We start from the raw sequence: 14,877 nt of genomic DNA on the forward strand, positions 1-14,877 counted from the left end.
GGGTTCGGGTTCGGGTTCGGGTTCGGGTTCGGGTTCGGGTTCGGGTTCGGGTTCGGGTTCGGGTTCGGGTTCGGGTTCGGTAACGTTGCAACTGAGTCCGCGCCGCCGCGTTGCTTTCACACGCTGTCGCTTCTCATATGCGCCGCGCATGACGGACCCGCGATCCTTCGTGGACGGGCTCCCCGCCGCACGTTTCGCGTTAGCATGTACCGCGTCAACGAACAAGAAAAGGATTCTCCGATGCCATTTGACGAGCGCGTGCTGAACGGCATGGGCGTGCTGACAGCGATCGTCGATTGCGGCAGCTTCGCGGCAGCAGGCGTCGCGCTCGACATGTCTCAATCGGGCGTAAGCCGTTCGGTGGCGCGGCTCGAGGCGCGGCTCGGCATCCGGCTATTCGATCGCACCACGCGCTCGGTCACGCTCACCGACGAGGGCCGGCGCTTCTACGAACAGATCGTGCCGCTGCTAAGCGGCCTCGAGGACGCGGCGGCCAGCGCCGCCCGAGGCGCGACGGCCGTGCGCGGACGCCTGCGCGTGAACATGGACCCGTTCTTTTCGCGCCTCGTGCTCGGACCGAGACTCGGCGGTTTCGTCGACAAACATCCCGATTTGCAGCTCGAACTGATCACGCGCGACCAGTTGGGCGATATGGTCGGCGACGGTTTCGACGTCGCGATCCGCTTCGGCGAGCCGCCGGTGTCGTCGCTGATCGCGCGCAAGCTGCTCGACACGCGCATTCTGACGGTGGCCGCGCCGTCGTATCTGAAGAAGCATGGGCATCCGGCGAATCCTGCGGAACTCGAAAGCGGCCAGCATGCGTGCATCAAGTTTCGCGATCCGCTGACCGGTTATCCGTTCAGTTGGGAGTTTCATCGCGGCCGCAAGAAAATCGTCGTCACGCCGCAAGGCCGCCTGACCGTCAACGATGTGGGCACCTTGCACAGCGTGTGCGCCGCGGGCCAGGGCATCGCGCAAATCCTCGCGCTCGGCGCGGAATCCTTGCTCGCGAGCGGCAAGCTGGTCGAGCTTTTTCCCGAATGGGGCGACGAGCTTTATCCGCTCTACGCGCTCTATCCGTCGCGGCATCATCCGCCCGCCAAGGTGCGCGCCTTCATCGATTTCATCATTTCGCTGACGGGCGCCGCTCACGCCGAGTGAAGTGCGGGCCCAGGCTTTGCTTCCTGAGTAAGTCTTCAAGATCAGGAGAACGCCATGGCCGACCCCAAGCAAGGCAACGACAAGCCCGACGACATCGCCCATCCGCACCCCGCGGTACATAGCGACAACGAAAAGAGCAAGCTGCCGGAGCGCGGCGACGCCGACCGCGATCAGTCGCCGGCGGACCGTCCGGGTCAGAAGCCGGGTGAAGGCGAGCCGTCAGTCGGCTGAAATTAAGCGCAGGTCTGGAAGCGGCTTTGCTGCGTTGGAGCGCGCAAAGCCGCATAAATTTTTCCCTTTCCGCAGCTTTCATACAGCAGACATTTTTTCCGCTTTTTTACCGAATATTTTTTCGGCGCGATGCACTACTTTTCTGCTTGCAGCGATGTATGCGAACAAGCAGCCGGCTGCCGCCCCTTCAACAGATAACAAAGGCGACGCCCATGTCCATTCCCGTGCCCTCCGCCGAGCCAGCCAAAGTGTCGATCTGCGTGCCGACCTGCAACCGGCCGGAGCTGATCGTCGAGTGCATCGACTCGTGTCTTGCGCAGACCTACGGCAATCTGGAAATCGTGATCGGCGACGATTCAAACGATGCGCGCACCGCGCAACTGCTCGCGTCGCGTTATCCGCACGAGTTGAGCGAAGAGCGCATCCGTTATGCGAGGAACGAGCCGCCGCTTGGCCAGGCGCGCAACGTCGCGAGCCTGTTCGAGCGCGCGCTCGGCGACAAGATTCTGCTGCTTCACGACGACGACCTGCTCACCACCGACGGCGTCGAAAAACTCGTGTCGCTGTGGAAGCTGCATCCGCAACTCGATGCGGCGTTCGGCGCACAGTACGAAGCCAACCATGACGGCGCGATCGACGTCGAGGCCAGCGCGCGGCTCAACGCGGCGTTCAGGCGCACGAAGGACGCCGAAGGCTTGCAGCCGCTGCCGGGCAGAACCGGGCTCGTTCAGATGTTCCCGAACAACGGCTGGATGGCGGACGCGCGGCTCGTTAGGCACGTCGGCTATAAGGAGCAATACGGCGCGTGCTGCGACTTCGTGTTCGGCACCGAGCTGTGCCTCGCGGCGCGCGAGGTCTTTTATCTGCACGATTACGTGTCGGTGTATCGCAAGACCGCGACTTCGATTTCGCACAGCACGCGCGGGACCGCGGCGGCAGCCACGCTGAGCGCCTACGCGTTCGTCAGGAAGCTGAAGTTGCCGCCGCAGCTCGAGCCTTCGCGCAAGCTCGCGCTGCGGCGGCTCGCGCCAATCGTCGTGTCGGTGCATGCGAGGAATCGTCAGGCGCGGCTCGGGTTGAAGATCGCGCTGGGTCATCTGTTCGCGTATCGCTATGGATTCAGCGCGCGGCTTTACTACCACCTGCTGATGCTTTCGCGAGCGGCGGTGAATGCGCGCGGGCGGGCGGGGATTGCTGCGGGGGATGTGGTGATGGCGGAGACGGAGAGCGTGGTGAGGGCGAGCGCCGCAGCCACGGTTACGGCGGTGGCCGCAGCGGGCGCAGCCGGCGCCGTGGCAACGGCGGCTCCTGTAGCAGCCTTGACCGGTGAACCCGGCACAACCATCAAAGAGCTTGTCGCGGAACTCACCGCCGATACGACCGAATCGCGCTGATCGCGGCGACGTCGTCGGCGGTCGCCGACATGCGCCGTCAGCGCGTTTTCTGCTAAGCATCCTCTGCTTAGCAAAGGCGTATTTGTTGCTTGGACTCGCGCGCGCCGCTGATTACGATGAGCCGGACACGTCATCAAGTCCGAGGTGATTCGCCATGTCCGACAGTGCCTGTTTCAAGCCGCGTGTGATCGAGCCGGTCGCCGCCAATCAGCCCGAGGGATTGGGACTGGCGGTGGAATTGTGGCTCGCTCAACCCATCGACGGAATTGCCGGGCGAGCCGTGCAGATCCACCTGCGCAGCGACGCGAAGATGGCGCAGGCCGAAGCGCTGCGCGACCTTCTGCACGTACTGGGCACCGAAATCGTGGTGGCGTGAACACGCACTGAGCACGCACCTAAGCACGCACCCGAGCCCGCGCCTCGGCTCACGGTTCGTGACGCAAATACCCTTCTTTCGACGGATCGCGCATGCGCAGCGCGACGATGCCGGCGATCGCGCACATCAAGGTCACGTACCAGTAGAACATCGGTTCGCTGCCGGTCGACTTGAGCCACAGCGCCACGTATTCGGCCGAGCCGCCGAAGATCGCATTCGCCACCGCATACGAGAGGCCCACGCCGAGCGCGCGCACTTCGGGCGGGAACATTTCCGCCTTGATGAGGCCGCTGATCGACGTATAAAAGCTGACGATGGCAAGCGCCAGCACCACGAGACCGAACGCCGCATACGGGCTCGTCACGTCCTTCAGCGCATGCAGAAGCGGCACCGTGCCGATGGTCGCGAAGAGGCCGAAGCACAGCATCGAACGACGCCGGCCGATGCGGTCCGACAGCGCGCCGAACAGCGGCTGAAGCAGCATGTAGACGAAGAGCGCCGCGGTCATCACGTTGCTGGCGGTCTTCGCATTCATGCCCGCCGTGTTCACCAGATACTTCTGCATATACGTGGTGAACGTATAGAAAATCAGCGAGCCGCCCGCCGTGAAGCCGAGCACCGTCATGAACGCGACGCGGTGCTGCCACAAGCCGCGCAGCGTGCCCGCTTCCTTGCGCTGACGCGTCGCGGCGGTAGTGGTTTCATCGAGCGATTTACGCAGATAGAGCGCGACCAGCGCCGCGATCGCGCCGATCACGAACGGCACGCGCCAGCCCCAGGCTTTGAGTTCCGCGGTCGAGAGCGTCTGTTGCAGGATCACCAGCACGAGGAGCGCGCACAACTGGCCGCCGATCAGCGTCACGTACTGGAACGACGCGAAGAAGCCGCGCCGCCCTTTCAGCGCGACCTCGCTCATATACGTTGCACTGGTGCCGTATTCGCCGCCCACGGAGAGTCCCTGGAACAGCCGCGCGACGAGCAGCAGCGCCGGCGCGAGCGCGCCGATCTGCGCGTACGTGGGCAGCACGGCGATCACCAGCGAGCCGCCGCACATCATGAAGACCGAGATCATCATCGCGGTACGCCGGCCGTGCTTGTCGGCGAGACGGCCAAAGAACCAGCCGCCGATCGGCCTCATCAGAAAGCCTGCCGCGAACACGCCGGCCGTGTTCAGCAATTGCGTGGTGGTGTTGCCGCTTGGGAAGAACGCGGGCGCGAAGTACAGCGCGCAGAACGAGTAGACGTAAAAGTCGAACCACTCGACGAGATTGCCCGATGAAGCGCCGACGATCGCGAAAATGCGGCGCCGCGTGTCGTGGGCGGAGGCCACGCTGTGGTCTGTGAGGTCGGTCATGTTGTCTTCCTTGTCTCTTGAACGGAGGCGACGGTCGTGGCGCCGCCTTCAGCACGCGATTTTTAGCGTGGGCGAATTTTACAGAATCGCAAGTAAAAGTTGGGGGTTTGTTGGCAAGCGCTACGGCGAGCGCCGTCGCCAGTCCGGTCCCGGCACAGTTCGGAGCTCATTCCTGGTTTATCCCTCGGGTTTAATCGTGAGGTATAAATTTGACTGTTGTGAATTTATACCTTAATGCTCAATCACAGGGTATGAGGAGACGCCAGCAATGGCCAGCTTCCACAACGACGCATTGCAAACGCTGTATTCGTCCGTCACCGAGCGCGCCGGCGCACAAGGTCATATTCCCCTGCACTCTCCGGGCTCGGCGGCCCAGAAGACCGTCGACGGGAAAACGTACACCTATTGGCGCGTCTATCTGGCATCGGGAAAGCATAAGGAAACGTCGCTTGGCCGCGCAGGCGAGCCCGCTACCGAGGCTGCGCTCGAGGCGAAACTACTCGAGAGCGCGGAGATGCGCGCGCTTGCCGCCGAGGTCCAGATACTGCGCAAGGCGAACTTTGCCGCCGCGGACAACTCTTCGGCGCTCACGCTGGCAACGCTCTTCAACGCGGGCATCTTCAGCCACGGCGGAGTGCTGGCCGGCTCCCACGCCTTCGGCGCGCTTCTGAACAGCCTGGGCGTGCGGCTGCCTGCGAACTACCGGACGGAAGATATCGACATTGGCAGCGCCGGGAGCATTTCGGTGGCTATCCCCGAAGAGCGCAGCTTTCTCGACATCCTTCGTGATAGCGGCATTCCGTTTCTCGAGATGCCGGAACTGCACTCGCGAAAGCCGTCCACGTCGTTCAAGGCGCGTGGACAGCACCTCAAGGTGGACTTGCTCGTGCCGGGTACGGAAGCGTACGAGACGAAGGCCTTGCCGCACTTGCGCGCCCACGCAACCGGACTTCCCTACTTCAGGTATCTGGTAACGAACCCTACGCAAGGCTTTATCCTCGGCAAGGAACACGTGGTGCCGGTCATGCTGCCCGACCCCGCCAGATTCGCGCTTCACAAGCTTGTCGTCAGCACGCTTCGCGACCCGTCGCGGGCGCTCAAGGCGGACAAGGACCGGCGGCAGGCCGCCGTGTTGATCGACGCGCTCGCGGAGAAGTTTCCAGACTGGTTGACGACAGCCGCCGACGAACTCGAGGAAAACGCGCGCAGCCGGGTCGGCACGGCGGCCACCCAGGCGCTAAACCTCGCGCCGGGCTTGTCGGAACGCGCCCGCGATTTTCTGGCTGATCTGGGTGCCCACGCGTAACTCGTGACAGGCCGCGCGCGAATCGCCTGCCAGGCTTCGACACCATAAAGACTGGCGCGCCGGCCACGACAGTGGCGGGCGCGCCCAAAAGACCCTCACGCCGTGAGACGTCCTCACGCCCTCACGGCCGGCGGCACGTAGCGGCACTCGTAACGCTTCCTGACCGTGCCGTTTTCGTCGACGCTTTCCAGATACACGTCGAACTGCCACAAGCGCGCCATGTGCTTGAGCACCTCGTCGCTATCGGACGAAAGATGCCGGTTGTCGCTCATGAAATGCCGCAGCGTCAGACTGCGGTCGCCGCGCGTATTCACCGACCACACCTGAATGTTCGGCTCGCGATGATGCATGTCGTACTGCCGCGACAACGCCTGGCGCACGTACTGATAGCCGCTGTCATCGTGGATCGCCGAGACTTCCAGCGCGTCGCGCATGTCGTCGTCGAGTACTGAGAACAGCCGCATTTCGCGGATCAGATGCGGCGACAGATATTGCGCGACGAAGCTCTCGTCCTTGAAGTTGCGCATCGCGTAGTGCATGGCGGGCAACCACGGACTGCCGGCCAGCTCCGGGAACCACTTGCGGTCTTCCTCGGTCGGGTTTTCGCAGATGCGGCGAATGTCGCTCATCATCGAAAAACCCAGCGCGTACGGATTGATGCCGCTGTAGTACGGCTTGGTGACGGGCGGCTGATAGACCACATTGCTGTGCGAATGGAGGAACTCCATCATGAAGCCGTCTTCCAGCTTGCCCTGGTTGTACATTGTGTTAAGCAGCGTGTAGTGCCAGAACGTGGCCCAACCTTCGTTCATCACCTGCGTCTGCCGCTGCGGATAAAAATACTGCCCCACTTTTCGCACGATGCGGATCACCTCGCGCTCCCACGGCTCGAGCAGCGGCGCGTTTTTCTCCGCGAAATACAGCAGGTTTTCCTGCGGCTCAGGCGGATAACGCTCCTCGATTTCCTCGGGCAGCGGCGTATGTCGCGTGGGCAGCGTGCGCCATAACTCGTTCACCTGCGATTGCAGATACGCCTCGCGTTCGCGACGCGCGGCGAATTCTTTTTCCAGCGACAGCTTCTGCGGACGCTTGTAGCGGTCCACGCCGTAGTTCATCAGCGCGTGGCACGAATCGAGCAGTTCTTCCACGCGGTCGAGCCCGAAGCGCTCCTCGCATTCCGCAATGTAATTCTTCGCGTAGACGAGGTAGTCGATGATGGCATGCGCATCCGTCCACAGCCGGAACAGATAGTTGCCCTTGAAGAACGAGTTGTGCCCATACGCCGCATGCGCGATGACGAGCGCCTGCATCGTCATCGTGTTCTCTTCCATCAGATACGCGATGCAGGGGTTCGAGTTGATCACGATCTCGTACGCGAGCCCCATCTGCCCTCGACGGTAGCTTTTTTCGGTAGAGAGAAAGTGTTTGCCGAACGACCAGTGCCGGTAATTCACCGGCATGCCGACGGACGCATACGCGTCCATCATCTGTTCAGCGCTGATGAGTTCGAGCTGGATCGGATACACGTCGAGTTCATATTGCTCTGCAACACGGGCAATATGGGAGTCGTACTCCTCGATCAACTCGAAGGTCCAGTCGGACGGGCACGGCAAAGGCCGTCTATCGGCTACGTTCATACGGACTTCCCTTTGCCCCTCGATGGGCGTTCCGGTGTGTCCCCGTGCGTCAGCGTTGTCGACTGCTCCGGCTGCGGCGGCCCGCTCTTCGTCCGCCCCTGCCTCGGCATGCCCCGACTCACGCTGCGGCACGCCTGTCCCACGCTCCGGCTGATAGCCGCGCGCTTCGTTATGCAAATGTTTGGTCGTCATGACGACGCCACCTGCTTTTCAAACAACTCGCGAAACACCGGATAGATGTCAGCCGCGGTTTCGACCTTCTTCATCGCCATATGCGGCTGGCTCAAGGCCAGTTGTGCATATTCGAGCCACAGGTTCTGCTCTTCGGGCGTCACCTGAATATACGCAAAATAGCGCACCTTCTCGAGGATGTCATCCGAGAGTATCTTGCGGCACTTCGGCGAGTCGTCGGTCCAGTTGTCACCGTCGGACGCCTGGGCGCCGTAAATGTTCCATTCAGTCGGCGAATAGCGCTCGTCCATCACCTTCTGCATCAGCTCGAGCGCGCTCGATACCACCGTGCCGCCGCTTTCGGTCGAGTGGAAGAACGTGTCTTCGTCGACCTCCTCGGCGCGCGTGTGGTGGCGGATGAACACCACCTCGATCTTTTCGTAATTGCGCTTGAGAAACAGATAAAGAAGGATGAAGAAGCGCTTGGCGAGATCCTTGCGTTGCTCGTCCATCGAACCGGACACATCCATCAGACAGAACATCACGGCCTGGCTCGACGGCGTGGGCTGCTTCACGCGGTTCACGTAACGCAGGTCGAACGGGTCGATAAACGGAATGCGCCAGATGCGCCCGCGCAGATGGTGGATCTCGTCTTCGAGCAGCTTGATTTCTTCGCGGCGATCGTCGGGGTCGGCCTTCAGCACCTCGAGTTGCCGCTCCATTTCGTGCAACTGGTTGACGAGCGGCGCACCGAGCGCGATGCGGCGGCCAAGCGCGCTGCGCAGCGAACGGACCACGTCGATGTTGTTCGGCGTGCCTTCGGCCGCCCAGCCCGCGCGGATGCTCTTCCATGTGGGCACGGCCATCAGATGGGTTTTGACGAGCCGCGGCAGTTCGAGATCGTCGAAGAAATACTGCATGAATTCTTCGCGGCTCAGCTCGAACACGAAGTCGTCCTGACCTTCGCCTTCGTTGCTCGCCTGACTGCCGCCGCCTCCGCCGCCACCGCCTTGCGGCCGCTGAATCTTGTCGCCGCGGATGTAGTCGGAGTTGCCTGGATGCACCATTTCGCGCCGGCCGCCCGGTCCGTGCCGGAACGACGGCTCCGCGATGTCCTTACGCGGAATGGTGATGCTCTGGGTGTTCTGAATGTCTTTAATGCTGCGGTCGCGCACCGCTTCCGAAACGGCGCGACGAATGTAGTTCTTGACGCGGCGCAAAAAACGCTCGCGATTTGCAATGCTTTTGTTCTTGCCTGCCAACCTGCGGTCGATGATTTGATGAAGCACGCCCGGTCTCCCATACTGCCCAAATTCGGGTGCGCGAGACGCACGCTGGATGGCCCGATGCTATGTCCATGCAGCTTGCGGCTCGCAGGGTGCTCGCGCGGTCGGACCGCGCGAGCGGCACGCAGTGCGTATCATGACGACTTGCGCACGCGCAGATACCAGTCACACAGCAAGCGCACCTGCTTCGGCGTGTAGCCCTTCGCCACCATCCGGTTGACGAAGTCTTCGTGCTTGCGCTGTTCTTCCGCCGAACCTTTGGCGTTGAACGAAATGACCGGCAACAGTTCCTCCGTATTCGAGAACATTTTCTTTTCGATCACGACGCGCAGCTTTTCGTAGCTGATCCACGCAGGATTTTTCCCTGCATTCGCAGCACGCGCGCGCAGCACGAAGTTCACGATCTCGTTGCGGAAGTCCTTCGGGTTGCTGATGCCCGCGGGCTTCTCGATCTTCTCCAGCTCGGCATTGAGCGCCGCGCGGTCGAAGCTCTCGCCGGTGTCGTGATCGCGGAACTCCTGATCCTGAATCCAGAAGTCCGCATACGTCACATAGCGATCGAAAATGTTCTGCCCATATTCGGAGTACGACTCGAGATACGCCGTCTGGATCTCCTTGCCGATGAATTCCGCGTAACGCGACGCGAGCACGTCTTTAATGAACGACAGGTACTTCTGCTCGGTTTCCGGTGGGAACTGCTCGCGCTCGATCTGCTGTTCGAGCACGTACATCAGATGCACCGGATTGGCCGCGACTTCGGTCGAATCGAAGTTGAACACGCGCGACAGAATCTTGAACGCGAAGCGGGTCGACACGCCGGTCATGCCTTCGTCGACGCCCGCGAAGTCGCGGTATTCCTGGTACGACTTCGCCTTCGGATCGGTGTCCTTCAGATTCTCGCCGTCGTAGACCTGCATCTTCGAGAAGAGGCTCGAATTCTCGGGCTCCTGCAAGCGCGTGAGCACCGACATTTGCGCCATCATCTTCAGCGTGCCGGGCGCGCAGACAGCATTAGCCAGCGACGAATTGCGCAACAGCTTCTCGTAGATCTTGATCTCTTCCGAATAGCGCAGGCAGTACGGCACCTTCACGACGAAAATCCGGTCGAGCAAGGCTTCGTTGTTGCGGTTATTGCGGAAGGCTTTCCACTCCGACTCGTTCGAGTGCGCGAGGATCACGCCGTCGAAAGGAATCGCGCCGAAGCCTTCCGTGCCCTTGAAGTTGCCTTCCTGGGTCGCGGTGAGCAGCGGGTGCAACACCTTGATCGGCGCCTTGAACATTTCGACGAATTCGAGCAGGCCCTGATTCGCGAGACACAGGCCGCCGGAGTAGCTGTAGGCGTCCGCATCGTCTTGCGCGTATTGCTCGAGCTTGCGAATGTCGACCTTGCCGACGAGCGAGGAGATGTCCTGATTGTTCTCGTCGCCCGGCTCCGTTTTGGCGATGCCGATTTGCCGCAGGATGGACGGATAGCGCCGCACCACGCGGAACTTGCGGATGTCGCCGTTGTACTCGTGCAGGCGCTTGACCGCCCACGGGCTCAGAATGCTTTTCAGGTAGCGGCGTGGTATGCCGTATTGCTCTTCGAGGATCGGACCGTCCTCGTCGTAATCGAACAAACCGAGCGGCGATTCGTTCACAGGCGAGCCCTTGATCGCGTAGAACGGCACGCGCTCCATGAGCTGCTTCAGACGTTCGGCGATGGACGATTTACCGCCGCCGACCGGGCCCAACAGATACAGAATCTGCTTCTTTTCTTCGAGCCCCTGGGCCGAGTGCCGGAAGTAGGCGACCACCTGCTCGATCACCTCCTCCATTCCGTAGAACTCACGGAATGCGGGGTATACCTTGATGACCTTGTTCGCGAAGATGCGCGACAGGCGCGGATCGTTGCGAGTGTCGATCTGTTCGGGTTCTCCGATTGCCGTCAACATGCGTTCGCCAGCCGTGGCGTACGCGGCGGGATTGTCTTTGCAGAGCGCGAGGTACTCCTCGAGCGAGAGTTCGTCCTCTCGCGTTTTCTCGAAGCGGGTCGCGAAACTGCTGTAGATATCCATGCTACCTCCTCGCCGAAGTCTAGACCGATGTCGTGCGCGGCGCGCTATTCGGAAACGACATCGCTCGAATTCATCCTAAACCCTTTTAAATTTTTTTTCACGAACTACGTTGCGAAAATCGCGCCGTGCGGGCCTCCCGACATTCATCACTTGGAAACACCGTTTCGACCACCTACAATCTTGCGCGTCGAACAGTGCCGCGAACGTTGCTTGACGACCTCGCTTCACAGTGTCGCTTCACTACTTCTTTGACGGCACTCATCAGCAGTTACATTCACGCGTTGCCTGCACACGCACGTCGCGTACCTTGAAGCCTCGCATCAGCCGCACATCGCGCATTTTCGCGCTACGTCCCCACTCTTTTCTGCTTTCGCCTCTTGCTTCCTTAACGCTTTGACACGCATTTGGTCTACCTGTGTGCGCATCTGTTACACGTCGATCGACCAAAGTTGCAAGCGGCGTTCGGCGTCGCACGTTCATGCAGTTCGTCCATGCACGCGAGCTTTTGTTCCATCACATCGCTGCGCATGCTTTGCTATCAATGCGATGCTTCACATGCTTTGCATAACCGCGTCGACGGCATGGTCGGCTTTGCTCCGCTTTACGTTGTCGATGCCTCGTTGAACTGTCGTTCAACTTTGTTAACTGGATAACGGCGCGGCGCGCAACCGCTTCAATAGGGTATACGGCTAAGGAGTCCTCGGCGACGCGTCAAATGTAAAACGGCCGCCCGTGGGCAGCCGCTTGATGATGAGTTTGTAATGCGCCGTTACAAGGACGGCGTCGAAAGAAATGCAGCGCTGTGTCACATGACACAGTGTCGCGCAATCAGGTCAGTTCGATCTCGACCTCTCCGAGTCCGTCGATGTGGCCGCGCACGATGCCCGGCTTTCCCACTTTATGCGCACCGACGTAAGAGCCGGTGGTCAGCGTCCATTCCGGTTCGATCGTGATGCCCATGGCGGCGCAATGGTTGACGAACCACACCAGCAATTCGCGTGGATCGCCGGCCGGATTGCCGGTGGCGTCGGGCACGAGCGACTCGCCGTCGAAGCTCAGTTCCAGTTCCGGCGACACGAAGTCGAAGCCGCGCGCGAGCCCCGCATACGGGACCGGATGACCGGTGACGAGCGCCCCGTTGTTTTGCGCGTCGGCGAGTTGAGCGAGCGGCGCGATGTTCGGCCATTCGGCGAAGCGGCTATCGACGATTTCAATGGCCGGCAGCACCACGCCGACGAGCGCGAGCACCTCGTCGCGCGTATAGGCGCGGCTGCGCGGCTCGATGACCTCGGTGAAACGGAACGCGATCTCCAGCTCGACGAGTACGCGAAAGAAGCCCGCATGCTCGACGCGCGCCGGCGAAGCCCGCACCAGCGAAGCCGGGATCGGCGCGCCCGAGGTCGATCCGCCGGGCGCCTTCGCGCCGATCTTCCACGCGCCGGTGGAGTCGCCGAGGCCTGCTATGACCGCCTGCTGGATCGCATACGCGGTCGCGGCGTCGGGCGGGAACTGTTCGGAGGGCAGCCCGTCGATCGGGCGATGCTGCCGGCGTGCTTCGACGAGGCGATGCGCGAGGTCGTGTGGCGTCATGTCGGTCCTTTGTGGCTGGCGCATTGAACGTGCGTTTGAAGCATGAGAAGCGTGAGAAGCGTGAGGGCGAGCGGCTGGCCGGCTGACCGGCTGACCGGCTGACCGGCAAGCGTGACGTGACGTGGAGCGCGATGCACTGGTCGGGCGCGGCGCCGACTTGCACACTGCCGCTTTGCCAACCCGTGCTTCGCCGGCGATCCGGTTACGAATTACCGTCACCCGCCCGTCAATGTACCGGATCGCGAGGCTCGCCAGGGCGCCCGCCGCTTCGCAAATGCGACTTAATGCGCACGCCATAAAAAAAGACCGCGGCTGCGTCAGCAGGCGCGGTCTTTTCGTTGCTGTCTTCAATATAGGCGGCTCGGGCGTCGTGACGTCGATTCAGACGCCGTCGCGCCGGGAACGCCGGTTGCACGGCGCCTGTCCGGCGCTCGCGCAGCCGTGCGGCAAACGCCGCGGATGCCGTCAGAACGTTTCCCAGTCCTGATCGCTGCCGGCGCTGACGACGGCGGCGGACTTCGCCGGCGCGCGCGGAGCCGGCGCGGCTTTCGGTGCCGCAGGCGCCGAGGCGGCGGCCGGAGCGTGCGCAGCCGTCACGGGCTGCGCAGGGGCTGCTGCGGCCGCACGCGGCGCGGCGGCTGAGCGTGCGTGGGCGACGGTCCGGGAAACTGCCCGCGGCGCAGCAGAGACGGCACGCGCAGGCGTCGGCGTGTGCTTCGCCAACGAACCGCCCGACGCCTTGCCTTCGTCGCTGAGCTGGAACACGGCGACCGCGCCGCGCAGCTTGTCCGCCTGATCTTCGAGCGACGACGCTGCCGCCGCCGCTTCCTCGACGAGTGCGGCGTTTTGCTGCGTGACTTCGTCCATCTGCGTGACGGCGCGCGCAACCTGGTCGATGCCGCTGCTCTGCTCTTCCGACGCCGCGGCGATTTCCCCCATGATGTCGGTCACGCGCTGCACCGCGCCGATGATTTCGTTCATCGTGCGGCCGGCCTGATCGACGAGCGCCGAGCCCGATTGCACGCGGTCGACCGAGGTGTCGATCAATTCCTTGATTTCCTTCGCCGCCGCCGACGATCGCTGCGCGAGGCTGCGCACTTCGCCCGCCACGACCGCGAAGCCGCGCCCTTCCTCGCCGGCCCGCGCCGCTTCCACGGCCGCGTTGAGCGCGAGGATGTTGGTCTGGAACGCGATGCCTTCAATGATCGAAATGATGTCGGCGATCTTCGCCGAGCTCTGGTTGATCTCGCCCATCGTACCGACGACCTGGCCGACCACCGCGCTGCCCTTGTTGGCGATTTCCGACGCATTGGCCGCGAGCGCGCTCGCCTGACGCGCGTTGTCCGCGTTCTGCTTCACGGTGCCGGTCAGTTCTTCCATGCTCGACGCGGTTTCCTGCAACGCCGACGCCTGCTCTTCGGTGCGCGAGGACAGGTCGATGTTGCCGGCGGCGATCTCGCGCGTGGCAGTCGCAATCGATTCGCTGCCGCCGCGCACCGCGCGTACCGTTTCGATGAGACTGCGCTGCATCTTCGAGATGCCTTCCAGTATCTGGCCCATCTCGTCGCGTGAGCTGACGACGACCTGGCGGCGCAGATCCCCTGCGGCGATCGCGTCGAAATGGTCGAGCGCCTCGGCGAGAGGCCGTGCGATCGCGCGGCTGAGCGCCACGTACGAGAGCAACGCGGCGAGGATACCGGCAATCAGCGCGCCGATGCTGACCATGCGGAACATATGGAAGTTCGATTGCGCGTCATCGTAGCCGGCTTGCGCCAGCTCGAACTGATATTTGCGCAGTGCGTCGTCGGAGGTCGCCAGTTCGTTGTAGGCGCTTTGCAGAAGCTTGGCACCGTCGATCAGCTTGCTCTGGTCGCTCGCCGCGACCACCGCGGCGAACGCGTCGGCCCGCTGGTGCAGCGCGTCGCGCTTGCTGACCACGTCGCGCGCGAGACGGTCCTCGTCGGCGTCGCGCGGCAGATCCATATACTTTTTCCACCACATGTCGGAGGTCGTGCGCATCGAGCGCGCGCGTTCCAGCGTCGGCGCGCTTTCCGGCGTGCCGATCATGAAGGCCGCGCGATCGAGCGCGAGACGCTCGCGCGCCGCATAGAGTTCGGCGTTGCCGATGTTCACGGCGCTCGGCATCGAATTCGTGAAGGTTTCCTGGTAGGCGTCGTTGGAACGGCTCATGCCGAACAGCCCGAACGCGCCGATGCCCAGCAGCAAGGCGGCGAGAAAAGCCATCGTGAGGCCAATGCGGGCCTTGATCGAAATGCCCTTGTTCAACATAAAGTGTCCTGTGCTTGAGAGGCTG

11 protein-coding genes are annotated in these 14,877 nt (G+C 62.4%); 5 read left to right on the forward strand and 6 right to left on the reverse strand.

From position 1 onward, the window contains the following. The first annotated feature begins 240 nt into the window (after nt 1-240). From CUJ91_RS09380 to CUJ91_RS09390, 4 genes are all read left to right on the forward strand, one after another. On the forward strand, nt 241-1,161 hold the full coding sequence (locus CUJ91_RS09380) for a LysR family transcriptional regulator (RefSeq protein ID WP_114156713.1): 921 nt from the start codon (nt 241-243) through the stop codon (nt 1,159-1,161). 54 nt (nt 1,162-1,215) lie between these two features. Then, nucleotides 1,216-1,392: a hypothetical protein gene (locus CUJ91_RS34350; protein WP_006053189.1), complete on the forward strand. Its 177-nt coding sequence runs from the start codon at nt 1,216-1,218 to the stop codon at nt 1,390-1,392. Between the two features lie 212 nt (nt 1,393-1,604). Continuing rightward, nucleotides 1,605-2,786: a glycosyltransferase family 2 protein gene (locus CUJ91_RS09385; RefSeq protein WP_053858154.1), complete on the forward strand. Its 1,182-nt coding sequence runs from the start codon at nt 1,605-1,607 to the stop codon at nt 2,784-2,786. Between the two features lie 154 nt (nt 2,787-2,940). Beyond that, the gene (locus CUJ91_RS09390) at nt 2,941-3,162 is read left to right on the forward strand and encodes a hypothetical protein (RefSeq protein ID WP_006053191.1); all 222 of its coding nucleotides are present in this window, start codon (nt 2,941-2,943) and stop codon (nt 3,160-3,162) included. Between the two features lie 49 nt (nt 3,163-3,211). Here the strand turns inward: CUJ91_RS09390 and CUJ91_RS09395 are convergent, their stop codons facing one another. Then, the gene (locus CUJ91_RS09395; protein WP_006053192.1) at nt 3,212-4,516 is read right to left on the reverse strand and encodes an MFS family transporter; all 1,305 of its coding nucleotides are present in this window, start codon (nt 4,514-4,516) and stop codon (nt 3,212-3,214) included. Between the two features lie 268 nt (nt 4,517-4,784). On the opposite strand from CUJ91_RS09395, the gene CUJ91_RS09400 reads away from it, so the two are divergent. Continuing rightward, complete coding sequence (locus CUJ91_RS09400) at nt 4,785-5,822, forward strand: GSU2403 family nucleotidyltransferase fold protein (protein ID WP_053858155.1); 1,038 nt, start codon at nt 4,785-4,787, stop codon at nt 5,820-5,822. Nucleotides 5,823-5,935: 113 nt separating this feature from the next. On the opposite strand, the gene CUJ91_RS09405 is transcribed toward CUJ91_RS09400, so the two are convergent. The 5 genes from CUJ91_RS09405 to CUJ91_RS09430 all read right to left on the reverse strand — a co-directional run bounded on the left by CUJ91_RS09405 (nt 5,936) and on the right by CUJ91_RS09430 (nt 14,852). Continuing rightward, on the reverse strand, nt 5,936-7,651 hold the full coding sequence (locus CUJ91_RS09405; RefSeq protein WP_006053194.1) for a SpoVR family protein: 1,716 nt from the start codon (nt 7,649-7,651) through the stop codon (nt 5,936-5,938). After that, complete coding sequence (locus tag CUJ91_RS09410; protein WP_006053195.1) at nt 7,648-8,919, reverse strand: YeaH/YhbH family protein; 1,272 nt, start codon at nt 8,917-8,919, stop codon at nt 7,648-7,650. The genes CUJ91_RS09405 and CUJ91_RS09410 overlap by 4 nt, the downstream gene beginning before the upstream one ends. A gap of 131 nt (nt 8,920-9,050) precedes the next feature. Continuing rightward, a complete protein-coding gene (locus CUJ91_RS09415; RefSeq protein ID WP_013339422.1) occupies nt 9,051-10,973 on the reverse strand; it encodes a PrkA family serine protein kinase in 1,923 nt (640 codons plus the stop codon). Nucleotides 10,974-11,801: 828 nt separating this feature from the next. Next, a complete protein-coding gene (locus CUJ91_RS09425; protein WP_107706770.1) occupies nt 11,802-12,563 on the reverse strand; it encodes a 2-keto-4-pentenoate hydratase in 762 nt (253 codons plus the stop codon). Nucleotides 12,564-13,028: 465 nt separating this feature from the next. Continuing rightward, a complete protein-coding gene (locus CUJ91_RS09430) occupies nt 13,029-14,852 on the reverse strand; it encodes a methyl-accepting chemotaxis protein (RefSeq protein ID WP_107706768.1) in 1,824 nt (607 codons plus the stop codon). Nucleotides 14,853-14,877 lie beyond the last annotated feature (25 nt).

It is taken from the genome of Paraburkholderia graminis (assembly GCF_003330785.1).
Lineage (GTDB): Bacteria > Pseudomonadota > Gammaproteobacteria > Burkholderiales > Burkholderiaceae > Paraburkholderia > Paraburkholderia graminis.